Here is a 21,248-nt window from a genome sequence, read left to right as displayed (position 1 = left end):
TTTATGCTCCTTTTCTTCTTACACGTGGGTCAATTACTTCGTATAGCATATCTCTTGTCGCATATGATAATATTGTTAAAAGTGTAAACATAACTATTAAAAATAGTATAACATTGTAATCTTTTGTTTGAATAGCTTGCAATAAGGTTGCTCCAGAACCTGGTATAAAAAATATTTGCTCAATGAAAATAGAACCAATAAAACTACCGAAAATAACGGCCGGAAAGAATGTGGCTATCGGGAATAAAGAAGGTTTAAGAGCATGTTTTCAAACAAATTTGGTTTTACTTAATCCTTTTAAATATGCAAATTTAGCATGAACAGAATTAAGTTCACGATTCAATTCTGTTCTAATATACTTAATATATACAATAATACTTCCTAACGATAATGCCAAACCAGGCAATATATAACTTGCAAAATTATCTACATCAAATATATAAGGAATATTCATTAACCTTCCTAAAAATACCAAGATTAAAGCGAAAATAATAGACGGAACTGACGAAAATATACTTACTAAAATTGTTGAAATATTATCAACTAATCCACCCGGATTTTTACCTACTCAAATACCTAAACTAATTCCAATAACTACTGTTAGTAATACTGAAAAAATTCCAACTAAAAATGATTTATAAAAACGTTCTCATATAAAACTATTGATTTCTCTTTCCGGAAAAAGAGAAAGTGAAATTCCAAATTCTCCTCTAAATAATCCTTTTAAGTATAATCCGTACCTTTGTATAAGTGGTAAATTTAATCCGTACTGAGCTTCTTTAACTTTTCTAGCAGTTTCATCACTTAGACCACTAGTAATTGAATTTGAACCAGGGACAAGATTTATTAAGAAGAATGTAATTGTTATAACTATCAATCCTATTACGAAAAATTCTAACATTATTTTAATAAATCTAATGATTGAATTTAGAAATGGTGAGTTTATAGTAAATATTTTTTCTTTTAAAGTTGAGTCATTAATTCTTTTATTGGTAAAAAATATTTTATTTGAATCAACAAAATAAGTTTTTTTATCTCTTATCTCTTTTTTGAATTTCATTATTGTCCTCTCTTTCTTGGTAATCCTGGTCTAGGTGGTCTTGTAAAATCGTAGGCATATTGCAAACTAAATCTAAAAAGTGAATCAACTCCACCGATTCTTGTTATTTCTCAATTAGTATCAACTTCCATAAGAGGTATAACAGGTGCTGAGTCTCTAACTATTTTTTCAAGTTCTCCAATGAAAACGTAAACATATTCTTGGGTTCATTTTTGTTTTACTTCTTCGTTTGTGAAATTGGCCGAAAAGAATGCATTTAAACGATCTGTATATTGCGCAAATGTTTCATCCTTTTTAAGGAAAGATAATTCGATAAATTTAGATCAAAAATCAATTGATGATGTATCAGATTTATCTTTTAACGACTGTTGTATGTTTAGTCTTTTTTTAGTGTCTAATGTTAATTTTTCAATTCCATTTACTCCGTATTTTTCAAAAATAAATAATTCTGCAAGATGGTTTAATCTATTATTTTTAATTTTTGGATTGTTAATTAATAAAAACTCAAAAGCGTATTTTAATAATTGATTGCTAAAAGATGAATCTTTAAAATCATTACTTAATTTTGTTGCTAAAGAAGATACATCTACAAACTTTTGGGATTTTTTAATTTTATTAAATTCATTTTTAAATTGAGATTGTTTTGTGGCAAAATTAAAAAGTTCATTTAATAAATTTTTTAATAATTCTCCTTTATTAATATTAAGTTTATCTAAAACTAATTGGCTAATATATGTTGAGTAAGTAAATGAACCTACAGGATTATCTTTGAAAGCTATTCTTTTTTGTATTGAAGAATCTACTTCATCAGGTTTAAAGAAAACTGATACGTAGTCTTGCGCACCGTTTCCACCTAATTTATCGTAATTTTGATAAATTATGTCATATTTACCTTCTTCAATTCAAGAAGCAAATGCATTTTCTGGTAAGCTCTTGTTTTCAATCTTAATAAAACCATCGAAAACTCTATTTAGTTCGGTTGATAAAAAAGTACCAGCTTTTTTTTGCTCATCAGTTGAGTTATTTAAAAATCTTAATGTTACATCTTTTAAGTTAGGATATTTTTTCTTAAATCTTTCAAGATAAATTTTTGCAACTGTTTCATTGTGGGCAATATCGCTTCTTCTTGTTTTTTCAAATGTAAAACCTTTAGCTAGGTGTACTACAAAATCATAGTTTTGCAATGACATTTCCTTAGATCCTTCGCCATTAGCATCTGGTTTAGTATTCATACTTAAGTCACTAAAGTAGTTTTCGATGTTTTTACCGTCAAAAGTTTTATATTGTCCATAAGCAGTCCATGTGCTTACAGGGAATGAAAAGTCCCAACCAACCATTTTTAATATTTTTTCTCTATCGATTGCGTAATAAATTGCATTTCTTAAATCTTGATCATTCAAATAACTTTCACCGTTAGTTTCGCTATCTAAATTGAAACCAAAACCAATTGTACCGTAGCCTTGATTTTTGTTTAAATAATCTTTATATTCTGGATTTGTTCAATATTCATTAATTTTATTGGCAGGTATATATGTTTGTGAAACGAAACCGTCCTCAAATAATGTTGAATTAGTATTTTTATCAGTAGATAAATAAATTTTAATTTTATTAGAAATTGTATTATCAGCATCAAAATAATCATTATTTTTCACTAAATTAATATATCCTTGTGGGCCGAGCAAAATGTTGTTTCTATCCATTAAGAACGGTCCTGATGTTAAAAAAATATTTGTATCAGAGCCGTATTTATCAATTCCGCCTGCAATTGTTTCGATATATTTTCTATTAACCGGGAATAATCCGTTTAAAATATTTGATAATAAAAAGTTTAAACTTGGTGTTTTATTTTCATCAAATATCATTGAAAACGAGTTTTCGTCCGAACTAATACTTTTTATTTTAGCTAAAATAGATTCTCCTTCAAGGTTAAAAATTTGGTCAGGATTAACAAATGGATTTTTAATAATTTTCTTTGTTATTAAAGTATTTGTGTTTTTATCCATAAATTTAAAATCTTGAATTTCTTTATTTAAATCAAAATTATTTTTTTGATTTTCTTGATGGATGTTATATATTAAATTTTCTGAAATTTCTTCATTTGTATAATCTAAAAATAATTGACCTGTATAAAACCCAAAATCTAATGATGCATTTTTAATTTCTTCAACTTCTTTTAAATCTAAAGGTTCATTTTTGTCATTAAAAACTTGTGGTTGTCATATATTTTGGTTTGGATCTTGGATGTATGTATTTGAAGATTTATCCAAAATATATTTTCTTCTTCCTCATGGATTTAAATATGATTTATTAAACTTTTGGATGTAATTTTTTTGTGCTTCAATAAATCTATCTGTTCCTCTAATTCCGTATTTTTTTATTTCATCAAGCTTTTGTGAGCCTGTATTTAAGTCTAAAATGTATTCTAAATAATCTCTAATGTCATTTGCTGTAACAAAATCATTATTGCTTCAACGATTTCTTTTTGCATTTACTCTTCCTGTAATTGCCATAAAATTATTAGAGTTTTTAGGATTTCTAAAACCATATAATGTTGCATTTGTACGTGGGTCACCTACAGTTGCAGAACCTAACCCTCCGACTATTTGAAATTCATCAATGCTATATCAAGTACCTTGAACTCTACCAAAACCACTTTCTTCTTCCAAAGAGTTTTTATTGTTTTTTATGAAATCAGAGTATTTAGAAGATATGTTTCCGTCTACGTCGATTGTGTTAGAAGAGTCCACCATAACAAAATTAAATTTATTTGTAGTGATAACGCTTTTTAAGGTTGTGTTAGGACCTGTTTTTAAATAAGAATCAACTAATGAAGGAAGTATTTTGTCAATTGACTTGTATTTAATGTAATTTAAATTATTAATTGGTTCTGCTGTAAGTCCAAAATCATAATTTATTAAATTATTTTTATTTATTTGTTCATTATCATTATTTTGCATTGAGCAAGAAACAATGGCAGTTATCGAACCGAAAGAAATTATGCTTCCTAAATAAAAAATTGATTTTTTAATTTTTTTATTTTTCATTTTTCTCCTTCTTATTTATTATCCTGTGATATTAAATTGGTAATCTACAGATATTAATGTTTCGTTTGTATTTTCTTCTTTAATTAACTTGATCGATGCTTGATCGAATGTTTTACCATTTTCTGCTATATATTCAAGATCTCCTAGGTTTATGTTCGAAACTTTTTTACCTTCAGAATCTATAAAGTAAGCGTAATATTGATGTTTTGGTTTTAGTAAAGTATCACGATATTTACCCATAAGAGCATAATCCGAAATTCAAGTCGAATATCCTTCATCATTTAAAGTGCGTTTTGAATTTGAATCACCTTGTTTTGTTAGGTAAAAAATGTTATTAGTATCTTTTATATTAACTTTTAAAGTTCTAGCTTCACCAGTTTCTTTGTCTATAAATTGTATTCTATCAATTTTTGAAGCAGTTTGATTATCTAAATAACCATACAAGGCCAATGCGTCTTTTCTTTTGTTTCTAAAAATACCAGATACATTTCTTTTTCCTATACCATAATTTAATAATTGTGATATGAAAAACGCTCTTGCTCTTGAGTTAATTTTTTGTCCATTAAAATCTTTTAATCTTATTGTGTTATCGATTATTTCTTCACCATTATCATCATACAATTCCATTCCAATTTTTGTTTTTTGTCATCTATCTTTAAAGAAACCATTACTTTTGACGGAAAATTGACCAAAATATGAAGAATTTCTTTGTTCGTTACTTGAAATAATATTCTCATTTGAGAAGTCGCCTAATGCAGTTTTTTTAATATTTGATATTTCGTTGTTAAGTTTGTTCAAAATATCTGAAAATTCTTTTCTAAGTACGCTTAATTTGTTCTCGTTTGAATCGTTTTGCTCACTTAATTCTTTTATTTTTTGAACTTGTACGTCTGTTAAATCATCATTTTGTTTAATTTGTTCGATTTCATTTTGAATTTGTTTAATTTGATTTTGAATTTTTAATATATTTAAATGTTTTTGATTTAAATCATCTTGATATTTAGAATTTATTTGTGCAGTTTTTTTGTTAATTTCTCTATATTTTAGGGCTCTTACTGCCTCTAATACACCGTTATTAATGTTTTCTTGATTATTTTTTTTATCATTTCAAACAGATAATTCTGTTGAGTCAACAATATAATCCAATCCTGAAGTAGCTTCATTTAAACCTTTTAGATATTTAGGTAGGTTCTCAAAATCCTTATAGTTTGGCACATAAGTAGTTTGAACATAATCTCTAGTTAGTGTTTCTGCTAAATTGTAGACATAGTCGGTAAATTTATCGCTTAATAAAGCTTCAACTCTAGAAAGATTATAATTTATAACATCGCTAGTTGGCTCTCCGTTTAAGAAATTAACGAAAAGAACTTGATTAAGCGCATAACTTTGATATGAACCATTCCCTTCTCAAATAATTAAATTACCAATAAATTTATATAAGTCTTGAGAATTTATCGAATTATATATATTTTGATCATCTTCATTTGTGTTAAGAATTTTTTTAACATATTTTTTTAGTGCGTCTTGAATATCATTAATGCTAAATTTAGATTCATTATCAATAAAATGAGGATCTTGCTTATTGAAAGTTAAACCTTCTCTAAAGTTATTGTTTGAAATTACAATTCCATATTCTTTTGAGAAAATAGCTTGATTTTCAATTAAATTATTAATCGGATTAAAATCTTTAACAGCCATAAAATAATTTGAATGTCTAAATCTAAACATTGCTATATTAGCAAGTTGTTGTTCGCTATATGTTGAAATAATATTTTTAAGAGGGTCGTTTTCGGAACTAGAAATTTTATTTTTAAATGTATTTAAATCAAATTTAGTTTTAACATAATCAATATTTCAATTAAAATGACTTTCTTCGATACCTTTATCGTTTATTGTCACACTTTCTAATTGTGCTTTTGAATAATCGATGGAACTAAATTCTCATAGTTTTTCAAAAGAATCAAACGAAATTGTTTCTACATCGTTGATTGTAACTTTATTTTGATTAGTCGAGAACGAATTATATAACAATTGTGTAGAATCTTTTTTTTGAGTGTTAAAAATTAATTTATTAGTTAATTCATATAATTTTTCATTATTTTGATTTCTTAATGCGTCTAATATTTCTTGGCTAGTTGCTACTTTATTTTGTGAGTTAGTAAAAAGTATAACAGGATTTGTTTGATTATTTCCTGTTGTTAAAAGGCCTGTGCCTGTTCTTAAAAGTGTAAAAATAGGATTTGTTTGAATAAAACCTGATATTTGTGATATACCAAATTGATCTTTGTAAGTATTTAATGCATTTATATAACCGAATTGACTAGATAAAAAGTTTGAATCATTAACGTAAGGGAATGAATATGATTTAGTAATTTTGTTATCTTTAACATACGCCAAAATATTCCCTACTAGTCCTTGTGAGACTCTAGCGTTACTTAAATTATTTGAAGTTATAATGTATTGAATTAAAGTTTTTGCATTGTTTTGCCCTTCATTTATTGAAGTATATTCAAAGGATTTTCTTCCTGAATCTGGTCTATACCCGTTTGTTTGTGGATTTATTTCGATTAAGTTATTTCTATATTTAATTGAATTATATAAGCCGCTATCATCTTTATAACCGAATAATGTTTTAAAATAAGATTTAATTTCTCCACCCAAAAATGTTTCCTCGTTATTTCAACCAGTTTCACTGTAATTTGAGATAATAGAATTCAATATACTTCTTTGAATAATTCTAGTTTTTTCGTTAATAAATCAAATGCTTTCTTGATCTAGAGGTTCGTTTAATTTAACATTTATTAAAGGAGTGCCGTCTTCGTTGAATAAATTAATTTTTGTTGCAATTATTTGGTTGTTTTTTTGGGTTAATTCGACTATTCTCAAGTTTATGGAATCATCATTATTGATTGTCATAAAATCTAAGTAATTATTACCTAACCCATCTTTCAAATCTTTTGCTATTTTTAAAATACTAATTTCTTCATAAGTATTATTTGGTTGTTGATCATTTTTGTTTTTAAAAGCTTTTGCTTTTCCTGTAATATACGGATTTAATGTACCGGAATTTTCATCGAATGAATTGGCTATAAATAAATCACCTAAGTCATTTTTTCTTATTTTAGAAGCATTTTGTAATCCTTCAAAATCTTGTAAAAATCTTCTTTCAGGGTTCTCAAGAGTTTTATATATGTTTTCACCATTATTTTTATTTCCTCATATTTGATTTTCTGTCTCTTTTTCTTCGTATTTATATGTTCCATCATCTTGTTTTTTTCCGAAAATAAATTTAAAGAAAGCTCCTTTTTCGGCATTTGTACCAAGTGCATTCACTCTTGAAACATCTAAATGAGTTCTAGCATAAAGATAATTTTTTAAAGCTTCTATTGAGTAGTATGATGATTCGTTTAAACCGCCTCTAGTTGATAAACCACCAACAATAACAGCGTTACCTTTTTCGTTTAATGCTTGAGATTGGTCTAAAGTAAAATGATGTCCATATTCGTGAGTTGCAACATATTTTAAAAAGTCAGTTGAAATACCTTGAAAATCATCAAATGATGCCCCTAAAATAAGAGGAATACCAATTCTGTCGCTTTCTGAAAATCCTTGATATTCACCATCCTCTAATTGATATTCATAATATCCTTTATCATTTAGTTTTTTAACTATATGCGGACCATTTTGTGTTTTTAATAATTGAGGATATTTTTCAATGACTTTGTCGATTAAGTCTGAATATACATCATTATATACTTGGTACCTTCTGCTTTCTAAACCACCTATAGGCTTTCCGTTTTTATCTAATAATGAGACATCTTCAGGACCTGCAGTTAGAGATCTAGGTGTAATTGCTCCATTGTATTTAAGCGCAAATTTTAAGTTATTAAATTCGTTTTTTAACTTAAAGTAATTATTTTTTAATTTTTCATAATTTATTTTATTTATATTTTTGTTCTTGTATTGTTTGTTCAAGTTTTGAAGATATTCATCACTTATTGATTTTGAATTAAACGTTATTTTTTCGATGTTATTATTCGAATCATTTAATGAAAAGGTAATTATCCCATTTTTGACATCAATTTTATTTACGATAAATTCTTTTAAAGAATTTCTATCTTCTTCTTTAATATTATTTAAATCTTTAAATTCTTTTAGTTTATTATATGCTTCAATTTTTGAAGAGAAAAAATAAATATTTTTTTGTGAATCAATAAATTTGATAATTTTTTTATTTTCATACATCTTAACATCATAGAAATCTAAAAAGTGAATTAACGAGTTTGAAATAGCGCTTTCAAATGTTTGATATGTTACTTCGAAGTTTTTATTATTCATATCTTCATTTAAATTGATTGTTTCTTTTCTATTGCCGAAATTAAAAGTAATATTTAGAAAAAGTTTATTATTTTGGTTTCTATCTTTTGAAGTAACAATATCTTCTATCGTAGCTTCTTGAAAATCATTAAAATGCAACTCAGAATCAAAGGAGTTAGAGTTAAAATCGTTATTAAATTGTTTTTCGGTATATTCAAATGGTAAAACAACAAATTTACTTGAATTATTTGAACCTAAATTCTTAGGATTATAAACTAGAAATCTTTTACCTATTAATCTTTTTGGTCCTATTAAGGATAAAAATGTATCATTTCCATTTTGCAATTTTGAATTTTTAATTGCCGAAGCTTCGGGAATAGACTTTAAATATTCGTCAACATTTTGTTTAGTTGTCAACTCTTTAAATAATGAATATGTTAAAGAATCTGACGCATTACCTGGACCAGATTTAATTGAATATATAGGCATAGAACCAAAAAAAGCATCTGGAAAGAATTTGATTTCACTAACTTCTTTATGTATGGTTGAATGAGATCCTAAAGTTATTGCATTACCATTTTCTTCTACTCCGGGAACTATTCTAAAACTCTCGAGTGTAAGTAAGTCTGGACCTCATGAGACGTTGTTGATAAATCATTTTGTAAATTGAACGAACTTTCGTGGTTTTACTGCTAATACATATTCATCATAAAAACTAAATGAACCGTATTTAACTTCCAATATAAATGATTCTTTATATTTTTCAAAATATTCGTTATAAAAGTCATCAAAACCATATTTTGTGTTAGCTTCGTTTGTGAATCAAAACAATGTTTGATTTTCATTTGATTTAGCCACTATATTTTTCTTTAGCGGATCCAAAATTACTATTTCGGGTTTTAAATTTTTATTTTCATCATATATTGCTGAATAGTCATTTTTTAACTCTTTTGAGCTTATGTATGAGTATGAACCATTTACTTCGTCAGAATTATTAGCGTACGAAAACATTGACGCAATGCTAATTGCTGAACCAATTCCAATTATTCCAAATGACAGTAGTATTTTAGATTTTAAATTTAGTCTTCTTTTTTTCATTTTCACCTCTTTTGAGAATGCTATTTTGCTGTTTATTTTATTGCATAAATGCAATATTAGTGAATAATTTAATATGTTTTTTATTATATCATTTAATGTATAAATTATAAAAAAATAAGCATATTATAATAGGTATTTTTGTAAAAAGTTTATAATTTAAAATATGGAAAATAAGTACCCAAAAATAAAGATTGGAAAAGTTCAAAAAGTATTCAATGACTATGCGATAATTCAGACAAAAGAATTAGAAAAATTTGTGATTTTCAAAAATGAAATTACAGATTTTAATAGAAATATTAATAATATTTTAAGACAAAATGACTTGATTAATTTTGTTGTTTTGTCGTTTAATAGTGAAAAAAATGAAGGAAAAGGAAGTTTTAAGAGAAATCATACTAACGAATTAAATAATCGTATTATTTATAAGTTAAAGGAAACTCCTGGTGGATTTAAAAATTTATTATCATTCACATTAGCTAATATTTCAAAGAAGACAATGGACAAAAACACAAAAAATGGTATCGAAAATGTCAAAAATTAAAATAATAGCCAATAATAACTTAATTATTAATAATAAAATTGAAAATGAAGATTATCGTGACTTGTTAAATCAAATTAAATCATTAAATTTTAAAGGATCAGAAAATCTAGAATTCGATGATATTGCTATAAATTATTCTATTAATGGAATTGATAAAATTATTGAATATTGTAATTTAATTTATTCTAATAATGTTGAGTACCTTATCGTTTGGTCGAGTAAAAACACTGAATTAGCATTAAAAAGTGTTTTAAATTATATTTTTGGATTATATGACTATAATATAGATAAAAAAGTAAAATTATTATTTTTAAATAGCTCAGATTCTAAAGAGGTTTTTAAAGAAAAAGTTAATTATTATTTTAATTTTTCAAAAGGAAATAATCTTGCAATAATGTTTTTAGATGGTTTTAATTCAAAAGATGATAAGGATAATTTATTTTATTCTAATTATTTATTAGATAAATTTAGTCGTCAAGCCAGTAATTTTTTAATAAAAAAATTAATTTATTTCGTTGGAAAAAGTACCTGGTTAAAATATATTGATAATTTCAATATACCAAATCAAAATATTTTTATTGTATCAGAGCAAATTAATAAAACTTATAATATATTAACTGAAATTTGTTTAATTGTTTTAGCAACACAGGGAGTAAATATAATTAAATTAATCAATGGTTACAAAAATGCATCTAAATATATTTTGACCAATAATTTATATTTCAATAATTCATTAAAATTAGCGTTATATTTAAATAAATTTAGTAAGCAAGAGCAAAAAATGAAAATTAGAAAAAGTAGTTTAAATTTGTTTATTGCATATGACGATTTTTTGACAAATTTAATGAACTTGTTTGCTAATAACTTTAATCAAAAAACATTAAATAAAAACACTTTTAATGATTATGCTGAATTTCCTGGAGATATTTCTGTTTTAGGGCAATCTATTCTCTCTAATAACATTAATAAATTAGTAGTTTACTTTAAAATAAAACAGAAATATTTTGATTTTCAATTATCTTCTAATGCAGATTATAATGATTTATTAACAAATTTTAGTAATTTAACTATGCAACAATTTAACGAAATTAGCTATAAGTCTTTCGATAATTATTTAACTTCTTTTAATGATGATGTAACTTCGCTATGTGTCGAAATTGAAAAAAACGATGAAGAAAGTTTAGGGGAGTTAATTTCTTTACTTTATTGAAGTAAAATATTTTATTGTGTGCTAAATGATATAAATCCTTTTTAAAAAAATCTAAATAAGATATTTTTTTCTTATTTAGATTTTTTATAATTAACTATTTTTTAATAGCTCATTTCCTTCTTCGTGTCCATCGTAAATACATTCACATTCTAGATTGTTTGAATCGTCCATTTTGTACATCATTTGTAAAAACTCTGAGTATTTTTCTTTAAAATCAGGCATTAATTGATAATATAAATTATGTCCTTCTTTTTTTGCGTACACTATTTCCATAGTTCTTAAATTCATTAAATGTTTAGAAATGTTAGCTTGCTTAGAATTAAATTTATTAGCTAGCGTTAGAACATCACATTCATTTTCATGACATGAATATAAATGCAAAATAATTTTTCTTTTGATATCCTTGGAGAATAATCCTAAAAGTGATGATAAATCATTATTATTTGTCTTTTTGTTCATAATCTCCTAAATCTATTTTAAGTTTTTTTGTAATATTTTTTATTTCGTTTTCGAATTCTTCGTTATTATCTAAAAGATCTTCGTCTTCTTCCGTTCCTGGTATTCCTTCAAAATTAATTCACTCGTCGTCTTTGTTAATGTTTTCAACTATTTGATCAATATGATTGAAGTTTTTATTTTCTTCTTCATTTGAGTTCGCGATAAAAGACATAGCAGAATTTATTTTTTGTTCTAGATTTAACTCTTTTTTAGTTATTTCATCATCTTTTTTTTCGAATGAGTGTTCTTCGTTGAAAAAGTAATTTTTATTATTTTGCAAATCTTCTATATCTTTAGATTCTTCATCGTCCAAACTTCACTCATCTTCCGGAATTTTATAAATATCGGAATATTTAATTTTATTTTCAATGTAATTTAATTCATTATTATTTAAAGTTTTGTTTTTTTCTAAATTATCAAAATTTTGAGGAGGTTCAAATTTTATTTCATTATCATTGTTATTGTTCAAGCTTATTTCTCTAGTTTTTTGCGTAATAAAATCATTATAATTATTTTCGAATATTTCTTGGGTGTATTCTTTTTGTGATTGATTTTTAACATTTAACAATATATCGTTGCTTATGTTTTTATCTTTTTCTTCTTCAACAAAATTTATAAATTTTGTTTGAGAAATTGTATTTGAATTTTTGTTGTTTATTTTAATTTCTTCTTGTTTTTCAATTTCCACATTAGATTCTTTTTTATTTAAAATTTCTTTTGAATTTGAACTATCATTATTTTGATCAAAAATAAATTTAGTATTTCTTTCGTCTATCTTAATTTCTTTATTATCTATAGATTCATCTGATGTATTAATATTTTTATTTAGTAAATATGAGTTTGTTAATATTTGAGTTTGTTGTTCTGTATTATTTTCATCGGTTTCAAATCAAATATTAATTAATTTTTGTTGTTCAATTCAAGAGATTGGGCTAATAATAGTTACGTCATATTTTTTGCTTTTTAAGAATCAATATTTATCTCTTATTAAAGCATATCTTTTAATGCTTTTATCATAATTTAATGTATCAAAAATAAAACCTTTAAAAACCCTCTTGTTTTTAAGAATTACAAAATCAAAAGTTATTGAGCCTACTGAATAATTTTTCAATAGTTCATAATTTTGATCATTTTTGATAGTTTGTTCAAATCTATCTATTACATATTTTTTAAATCATTCTTCATAAGAATTTGAATTGTTTTGTTGAGTGTCTTTTTGTGAGTTATCTATATTTTTTAAGAAAGTACGTCTACCACTTGAACCTGATTCTAAAAACTCTAATCAATTTTTAAATAGTATAAGGTCTGAAGTTGAATTTTGAGTTAATTGTATATCTCTTGAATTGATAGTTTTTACTACTATCATTTTTGTTTTTGCTCTTGAAACAGCAACGTTTAATGCGTTTTTACCGTTTTCACGACAAATATATGTAGAACTTAATTTTGTGTTTTGATCGTATGCTACTGTAGCAATAATTAAATCAGCTTCATCACCTTGTATGTTTTCTACGTTTCTTATTAATAATTCTTTATTATTTAGTTTTTCAGCAAATAATTCATAATTATTCATATCTTCAAAAATTAAATTAGTTATATAATCGCTTTGTTTAGCGTTAAAACCTAAAATTATTATTTTTTTAAAATCGTTAATATTTTCTTTTAATATTTCAATTACCTTATTTGCTTCTGCAATATTTTTATTATCAGATCATATACCATTTACATCATATACTTCTATAGGTTCTTCGATATTTTCGAGGTTAGAATCAACTACATCAAGATTAGATTCGTAAAAATATTTTGAAGAGAAAGACATTAAGGAAGCATAATTCGATCTGTAATTTTTATTTAAAATAGTTTGGTAAACACCTAAGGAAATTACATAATCTAATAATGATTCTACTTTACCAAAAATAGTATCATCGGTATTTCTAGATCCAAATCAATTGCTTGGACGCATTTGTTTTATATCTCCAGCAAGAATTTTAGTTTTTGATAAATAAAGAATGGGTAGTCCGTTTTCAATAAACATTTGGCTTGATTCATCTAAAATGGAATAATCAAACTCTTCTTTTGATCAACCGGATAAATCCGAATCGGGAGTGGCCACAATGATTGGGAATAATACTTTTATTATGTCTATGTACTCTTTTACGAATTTATATGGTTGGTAATTTTCTACTTTAACGGACTGCGCAAATTCTTTGTAACGCTTCATTTTTTCTTCGCTAAAATTATTTACTTTATTAAAAATTACGCCGGCAACATGTTTTTTTATATCTTCTTTTTTGTAAAATGTTTGTTTAGCTCTTAGGTTCTTACTTAATTGAATTAAGTTGTTAAGTTGCTTAAATGGACTATTATTATTAAAAATTAATCCATCATAATTAATTGCGTTAAAGAATTTTGTCAAATCTTGTAAATTACCGTTAAAATCTGGTAGTTTTAAATTTATATCTTTAGCAATATTTTTTACATTTCAATATTTTTTTAAGAAAAACATATATTTAAGTTTGTTTTCTAAGATTAATTTTTTAACATTATTCTCTGAGTTAAATTCTTCTGAAGGATAATAAATATCCTTTGGTAGATTCATTATATATTCGATATCGGTATCTAAATTAACTTTAACTTTTTTTCTATAAAGATAATAATAAGCTTTTAAAATATAGTGTATTTGAGAATTTTTAAACAATTCAGAAGCTTGAAGAACGAATTGTGTTTCAGCTTCATTAAAATTTGGCTTATCGCCTAATTCAATTTTAGAATTATAATTTTCTAAATAATCAATATATTCTCTAATGGGTTTATAAAATTCTTCTTTTTTTAATATTTTAGAATCGCTTAAAAATAAACAAAAACTACTTAGTACACCCAATCTTTCCTTAATAACATCTAATGCTGCTTTTTTTTGTGAAGCAACAATTGCTGTTAATTCATTGAATAATATATTTGAAATAAGATTAATTATTGTTTCGGATTTTCCAGTACCAGGAGGACCTCATATAACTGTATTTTGCAATAGTGATGAAAAAATAGCAGTATCTTGAGAATTGTTTGTTTTAGTTATGTTTCTAAGGCTGTAATTATTGGTGTAGAAACGATTGTTTATAGTATTTTTATATCTATTTTTATTAAAGTCAACATTTATAATAGAATCAATTTCATTATTTTCAATAATTTCTTTCATTCTATTTCTAGAATATCCACCAGAAGGCATAAAAATACCTAAAACAGTACCTGTGTAAAATATAATATTTTCATTTGTTATTTTTTCTGGATCAATATTTGTGAATTTGTCAAAATCATGGATAGGAAGTTGGTATAAATCTTGTCAATCATATTTTATTTTATTTCTTAAGTCGTAAATTGTAAATTCTTCGAAATTTTCATCTAGTTTAATTTGGAATCCTTGAGCATTTAATCAAAAAATTAATTTTTCATTAATTTTAATTCCGCCTTTACTTCTTAAGAAAGGTTTGTTGTTTCTATTAATTATCTCTACTTCTTTAAGAAATAAAGGTGCATAAATTGCCTTTTCATCTTTTCTCAATCTAACAAATAAGAAACCAATATGTAAAGATCAAACATTACTTTCATCAAGTATTTCATTTACCTTTAATTTAAGTTCGTTTCAACTTCTTAATGATTTTTGATACCTTTTACTTAATTCATTAATAATTTTTTGCTGAGCGACTTTAAGTTCAACATCTTTTCCGATTTCGTTAAAAGCAAAATTTGTTTTATTTTGGTTTACCAATATATGATTAATTTCTTCAATGCTATTTGCGTAAGAAATTTTTGTTATTAAATTATTGATTTTATCATTAATTAAACTGATTTCAAAATCTTTGTTTTTGATCAATTTGTTAAAATCATCGTTTTTTAATATTTTAAAAATATCAAAATATTTTTTATTGTCAACACTAGTAAAAATGGATGCATCGTTTTGTAATACATCTAACATATTATCTAATATGACTTGATATTTATTTTGCATCACGAACCTCCTTTAGAACAATTTCGTAGAAAATTTTTGAAAATTCTCCGAGTATTAATGAAATAGAGTTGCTTTTTAAAAATACACCTGTTATTCCTTTTGTGTTTTTCAATTCTTCAGTATTTACAATTTTAGAATTTTTTATATGCAAATTTACTCTTGAAGGTTTTAAATCTAAATCTATAATATTTTTTTTACCACCCAAACTTTTTATAACATCATCGAGTTTGAACGGTAAGTAATCTAGTTGAAAAAAAGTGTTAGCAGGTTTTTTAGCTTGTTTTTTTCATTTAATTCATATTAAACCGAAAGATATTACGGTATAAAAAATTAATTTAATTTTGTTTTTAATCATGCTTTTAATTATACTTTAATATATTAAATATATTAATATAAATTAATATTAGTGTTTTTTTAAGGCTTTTTGTAATTTTTTTATTAAAAATAACAAAGTACTTTTTTAATATTAATTTTTTTATTATTTGCTATACTTATCATATGAAAAAATTAGGAATTATTTTAGATTCATTTTCTTGTATGTCAATTACCGAGGCAAATGAAAAGGGGTATGGTTTTTTACCTTTGGAAATTCAATTTAATAATAAAATATACTATGATACAGGAGAAAATAGTGAAAAAATACTTAAAGAATATGACAATAAAGAACTTGTTATAAAAACATCATCACCTAGTTTAGGTTTTATGACAGAAGTTTTCGAAAAGTTTTCTAAAGAATTTGATGAAGTTGTTTATTTAGGTATTTCATCACATATGTCAAGCACCATTCAACATGCTAGAAATATTGCACAAAAATTAAAAAATGTTTTTATAATGGAAACTCATTTATTTAATACTCAGTTAGTTAGAGTTGCCGAGCATATAAAATGACTTTATGAACAAAGAGATTTTCAAATAAATGATTTATTTGAAAAGGTTAATGAAATTAACGAAACTTCAAAAACATATTTTGTTCCAAAAGCCCTAGAAAATCTTATAAAAAGCGGTAGGTTAAGTTCGATTAAAAAGTTTATTTTAAGTAAAGTTAAAATTTTCCCCATTTTTGAATATAAGGAAGATGGCACAATTAGTCCTCATTCTATTAAATTAACTTTTAAAAACGCTCTTAATAAAGCTTATGGATTAACAAATAGTTTCATTGACAAAATGAGAGAATTAGATCCTAAAACTAAATTTTATTTAGATATTGTCCACGGTTTAGATAAAGAAGCTAATGATTTTGTTGGTTCTCAAGAGCAATTACAACCTTCGACAAAAAACTACTTACCATTAAGTATTGCAGCGCATACTGGTAATGAGGCTATTGGTATTTCTATAATGCCTGAATTAAAGTAATTTATGAAAAAAAGTAAAAATAAAATTGAAAAGCAATTTACTAAAGTTATTGAAGAAGTAATCAACGAAAACCATTTACCCGTTGAAGAAATAAAAAAATATAATAAAAACAAAATTATTTATATAATTGCATTATTGTCGTTTATAGCTGTTTTAGCTCTAATAGGCGTTGTTGTATATTTGATTTTTTTAACACAAAAATAAAAAAGATTAGATTGTATGTTTCTAATCTTTTTTTAAATAAGTAATTGACTCGATATGTTCTGTATTTGGAAACATATCAAAACCTTGTATATAATTAATTTTATAATTTAATTTTTGAAATAATTTTAAGTCTCTAATTAGACTTTTAGGATCGCAAGACATATAAATTATTTCTTTAATTTTTTTAATTTCAAATCACTGTATTATAGATTCGTTTAATCCACTTCTTGGAGGGTCGACCACTACTAATGAATCTTCAAGATTTATTTTTTTAGCCTTAGATTCAATTATTTTAAAAGCATCTCCAGAATAATATGTACCATTAACTTTATTAATTTCTTTATTTTGGTTCGCCAAATCTATAGAGTTTCTATCTATATCTACACCTATTATTCGTTGATTATTAGTTGCAATAAGTTGAGAAATTACTCCAACACCGCAAAATAGGTCTATTAGTATTTTTTTATTTGAATTTAAATTAATTTCTTTTATTTTATTAAACATTAAAGATGAAACAAAACTATTTACTTGAAAAAAATTAGTTGGATTTACAAGAAATTGTTTATCATTAATTCTCATATTTAAAGGACTAATATTGATTAATTTTATGTATTTGTTTTCCAGTTTTAAAAATAATTGATTAATATTATTTGTATTTTTTAGTTCTTCAATTAAGTTGCTATCTAAATTAAAAAAATTAGTAATTTCAATTATTATTTGTAACTTATTATTTTCTCCAATTCTAACCGTTAGTTCTTTGAAAAATGATTTATTCTCGTTGTTTGAATAATATTTTTTAATTAGTGTAATTATTTGTTTAATTTTTAATTCTAATTTTTTATCAACTAAAATTAAATCTTGATCTAATTTTATGATTTTATTACTTCTTCTTTGATACTGACCTATGTCAATGTTATCTGAAGTTATCAAAAAAGGGAATCTTGCTTTATTTCTATAATTTTTAGTAACTGGAGAATTTATAAAATCATATATTAGTTTATCTTCAATACCTAAATTTCATTTAATTAATTTATGAAAATATTCGCTTTTAAATTCAATTTGTTTTTTATATTCTAAATTTACTAATGAAGCATTATTATATTGAAGATATTGTTTGTCTTTCAATCTAAAACCTGATTTTTTTATAAATTCAACAACTTCTCCGAATGCATATTTTGAATAAACTTGATTTAATTTAATTTTAGCAATTTCTCCTGGTAAAAAGTTCGGGACAAAAATACTATATTTTTCAAATCTAGCAGCTCCATATCCTTCGTATGTTATTTCGTTACATTCAATTTTTAAAATATCATCCTTAAAAAAGTTATTCATTTTCATAACAAATATATAAAATATCTATCCTTCCGTATCTTTTTTGTTTAAAAATTCTAAATTTATCCGGAATAATTATTTCGTTTATTTTATTTGTTTCTAGTATTATTTCACCATTCGAGTTTAATAAAGACTTTTCACCGATTTTTTCTAAAACACTATTTACAAGTTGATATTCATTGTACGGAGCATCTAAAAAAATAAAATCAAAAGAGTCGCTGTTTTTATTTAAAAAATCATTTGCATCAATATTTAAAGTTCTTATATTCTTAATTTTTAATGAGTTAATATTAGAAGTTAATGTTTTATAAACTTCTCTATTTTTCTCAATTGCGATTGCTTTTGATGCACCTCTACTTACGGCTTCAATAGATAAAGCCCCCGAACCTGAAAATAAATCAAGTATATTTTTATCAATAATTTTGAATTGTATAGATGAAAAAATAGCCTCTCTAACTTTATTTGTTGTGGGTCTAGTTATTTTTAAGTCCGGCTCTTGTATTAGTCTATTTTTATAGATTCCACTTATTATTCTTAACATATAAAACTCCTTTATAAGTATTATAATATATATACTTATTTTAGTATATTTTATTTTATTATATAATAGTATTAGTACTTAAAATTAAAGTATTATTCATTTTTTCAAATTTAATAATTTAGGAGATTTCATGCTATCAAAAAAAGAAAAAACACCTACAAAATTGATAGCTTTAGGTGGTTTTCAGGAAATTGGAAAATCAACTTTAGTTATTGATCATGAAGATCATATTTTTGTAATTGATGCTGGTATAAAGTTTGCTGACACTTTTAACACTGGTGTTAAAGGTATCATACCTAACTATGAATACCTAAACCAAGAAAATAAAGTAATTGAAGGTTTGTTTATAACACACGGTCACGAAGATCATATTGGTGGAGTAATTTATTTAGTTAAACAAACAAATTTAAACAAAATATTTGCGCCAAGAATTGCAATTCAATATTTAAAACTTAAATTCGAAGAGCAACGTATTAATAAAAAAATAGAATTTATAGAAATAGAAAAAAGTGCTGTATATAAGTTTGAAAATAATTGTAAAGTAGATTTTTGAACAGCGCAACACTCTATTCCAGATGCTTTTGGAGTTAGAATAACTACACCAAATGGTAGTGTAATGTGCACCGGTGATTTTAGGTTTGATTATACACCAATAGGTAACTATACAGATTTTGCTCGTCTAGATCAAATTGGTAAGGAAGGACTTACAGCGCTACTTTCCGATTCGACAAATGCCATGAGACCAAATCACTCACCTTCCGAAAGCGATATTCTGAACGATATTGAAAACATCATGGTTAATGCAAAAAGAAAATTAATCATTACAACTTTTGCGTCTAACTTAACTAGAGTAAAGGTAATTATTGAACTTGCTGAAAAATTAGGTAAAAAAGTTATAACATTTGGTCGTTCAATGATTCAAGGTGTTAAAATCGGTAGAAAATTAGGCTACATTAATGTTGGTGATGATGTTTTAATTGAAAAAAGACAATTAGCAACAGTGAAAGACCAAGATTTGGTTATTTTAACAACGGGTTCTCAAGGGGAACAACTTGCAGCTTTATCTAGAATGAGCTACGGTAAACATGCAAGTATTAAAATAACAAAAAATGATACAATTATTTTTTCATCTAGCCCAATTCCAGGAAACAGGATGGTTGTTGAATTATTAATTAATAGATTATACAAATTAGGCGCAATTATAAAAGAAAACGGAGTAGATGGTTACTTACATACTTCAGGTCATGCTTACAAATGAGAACATGATAAAATATTCCAATTAACTAAACCTAAATACTTTTTACCATATCATGGTGAGTATCGTATGAGTGTTACTCATGGTAATACTGCTAAAGAAAATGGTGTTAAAGATTCTAATGTAATTATTTTTGATAAAGGTGTTGTTTACGAAATGTTAGATCAAGAAATTTACAAAACAAATAAAAAGGTAAATTACGGTCCGGTTTATATTGATGGTCATACAGTTTTAACCACTAGTTCAGAGACATTAAAAGAACGCGAGATATTAAAAAAATCCGGTTTTGTAAATATTATTTTCTATATTGATAAAGAAAATAATAATATTATTTCTAGACCTCAAATAATAACTCGTGGTAGTTTCTTTGTTAAAACTTCTAAGAACTTAGTTGAGGAAGCTAAAAGGGTAAGTAATGGTGCCGTTTTACACCAAATTAAGAATGTAAAAGATTGAACTAAAGAAGACTTAGAAAAAATAATTATCGATCGTTTAAGTTCTTTATTCTACAAAGAAAAAAGAAGAAATCCGATTATTATACCTACAATTATTTTCACTGATGAACAACCTGATTCAGATTTAATTACTAAAAAAATTAAGTTTACAAATAATAGAAACACTCAACCGCAAGAAGAGCAAAAACCAGTTAAAAATAATAAGAGAATTTCTAATAAACAAAAAGAAATGTTATTAGAAATTAAGAACGAAATATTTGGAAATGTCGATGTTGAAGATGATTTAATTGACGAAGACGATGAAGTTTAATTATAATTAAATAGCAAATGATACTTTGCT

At 24.8% G+C, this 21,248-nt stretch carries 13 protein-coding genes; 5 read left to right on the top strand and 8 right to left on the bottom strand.

Annotated elements, in window-relative coordinates:
* Position 1 precedes the first annotated feature (1 nt).
* The 3 genes from JXZ92_RS00825 to JXZ92_RS04090 are packed head-to-tail and all read right to left on the bottom strand — an operon-like array spanning position 2 to position 9,519.
* Complete coding sequence (locus JXZ92_RS00825; RefSeq protein ID WP_205851894.1) at positions 2-1,060, bottom strand: ABC transporter permease; 1,059 nt, start codon at positions 1,058-1,060, stop codon at positions 2-4.
* On the bottom strand, positions 1,060-4,104 hold the full coding sequence (locus JXZ92_RS04095) for an ABC transporter substrate-binding protein (RefSeq protein WP_205851893.1): 3,045 nt from the start codon (positions 4,102-4,104) through the stop codon (positions 1,060-1,062). The genes JXZ92_RS00825 and JXZ92_RS04095 overlap by 1 nt, the downstream gene beginning before the upstream one ends.
* A gap of 18 nt (positions 4,105-4,122) precedes the next feature.
* Positions 4,123-9,519: a PDxFFG protein gene (locus JXZ92_RS04090; RefSeq protein WP_205851892.1), complete on the bottom strand. Its 5,397-nt coding sequence runs from the start codon at positions 9,517-9,519 to the stop codon at positions 4,123-4,125.
* Between the two features lie 163 nt (positions 9,520-9,682).
* On the opposite strand from JXZ92_RS04090, the gene JXZ92_RS00810 reads away from it, so the two are divergent.
* Positions 9,683-10,060 (top strand): RNA-binding protein, encoded by a 378-nt coding sequence (locus tag JXZ92_RS00810; protein ID WP_205851891.1) that lies wholly within the window; start codon positions 9,683-9,685, stop codon positions 10,058-10,060.
* On the top strand, positions 10,047-11,315 hold the full coding sequence (locus JXZ92_RS00805) for a hypothetical protein (RefSeq protein ID WP_205851890.1): 1,269 nt from the start codon (positions 10,047-10,049) through the stop codon (positions 11,313-11,315). The genes JXZ92_RS00810 and JXZ92_RS00805 overlap by 14 nt, the downstream gene beginning before the upstream one ends.
* A gap of 45 nt (positions 11,316-11,360) precedes the next feature.
* Here the strand turns inward: JXZ92_RS00805 and JXZ92_RS00800 are convergent, their stop codons facing one another.
* The 3 genes from JXZ92_RS00800 to JXZ92_RS00790 are packed head-to-tail and all read right to left on the bottom strand — an operon-like array spanning position 11,361 to position 16,123.
* Positions 11,361-11,729 (bottom strand): helix-turn-helix transcriptional regulator, encoded by a 369-nt coding sequence (locus JXZ92_RS00800; RefSeq protein WP_205851889.1) that lies wholly within the window; start codon positions 11,727-11,729, stop codon positions 11,361-11,363.
* Entirely contained in the window at positions 11,710-15,768 is a 4,059-nt protein-coding gene (locus tag JXZ92_RS00795) for an AAA domain-containing protein (RefSeq protein WP_205851888.1), read from the bottom strand. The genes JXZ92_RS00800 and JXZ92_RS00795 overlap by 20 nt, the downstream gene beginning before the upstream one ends.
* Positions 15,758-16,123: a PTS sugar transporter subunit IIABC gene (locus JXZ92_RS00790; protein ID WP_205851887.1), complete on the bottom strand. Its 366-nt coding sequence runs from the start codon at positions 16,121-16,123 to the stop codon at positions 15,758-15,760. The genes JXZ92_RS00795 and JXZ92_RS00790 overlap by 11 nt, the downstream gene beginning before the upstream one ends.
* Before the next feature lie 143 nt (positions 16,124-16,266).
* Here JXZ92_RS00790 and JXZ92_RS00785 point away from each other — a divergent pair, with 143 nt between their 5' ends.
* Positions 16,267-17,121 (top strand): DegV family protein, encoded by an 855-nt coding sequence (locus tag JXZ92_RS00785; RefSeq protein WP_205851886.1) that lies wholly within the window; start codon positions 16,267-16,269, stop codon positions 17,119-17,121.
* 3 nt (positions 17,122-17,124) lie between these two features.
* Positions 17,125-17,325, top strand: a complete 201-nt coding sequence (locus tag JXZ92_RS00780) for a hypothetical protein (protein WP_205851885.1) — start codon at positions 17,125-17,127, stop codon at positions 17,323-17,325.
* Positions 17,326-17,346: 21 nt separating this feature from the next.
* Here the strand turns inward: JXZ92_RS00780 and rlmD are convergent, their stop codons facing one another.
* The gene (rlmD, locus tag JXZ92_RS00775) at positions 17,347-18,657 is read right to left on the bottom strand and encodes a 23S rRNA (uracil(1939)-C(5))-methyltransferase RlmD (RefSeq protein WP_205851884.1); all 1,311 of its coding nucleotides are present in this window, start codon (positions 18,655-18,657) and stop codon (positions 17,347-17,349) included.
* Positions 18,650-19,213, bottom strand: coding sequence for a 16S rRNA (guanine(966)-N(2))-methyltransferase RsmD (gene rsmD, locus JXZ92_RS00770; protein WP_374967672.1), 564 nt, complete (start codon positions 19,211-19,213; stop codon positions 18,650-18,652). The genes rlmD and rsmD overlap by 8 nt, the downstream gene beginning before the upstream one ends.
* A 115-nt stretch (positions 19,214-19,328) precedes the next feature.
* Between rsmD and JXZ92_RS00765 the strand changes: the two genes are divergently transcribed.
* A complete protein-coding gene (locus JXZ92_RS00765; RefSeq protein ID WP_205851883.1) occupies positions 19,329-21,218 on the top strand; it encodes a ribonuclease J in 1,890 nt (629 codons plus the stop codon).
* Positions 21,219-21,248 lie beyond the last annotated feature (30 nt).

Source organism: Mycoplasma sp. CSL10137 (assembly GCF_017116845.1).
In the GTDB taxonomy this organism is placed as follows: domain Bacteria; phylum Bacillota_I; class Bacilli_A; order Mycoplasmatales; family Metamycoplasmataceae; genus Mycoplasmopsis.
This window is presented reverse-complemented; position numbering and strand designations above follow the sequence as displayed.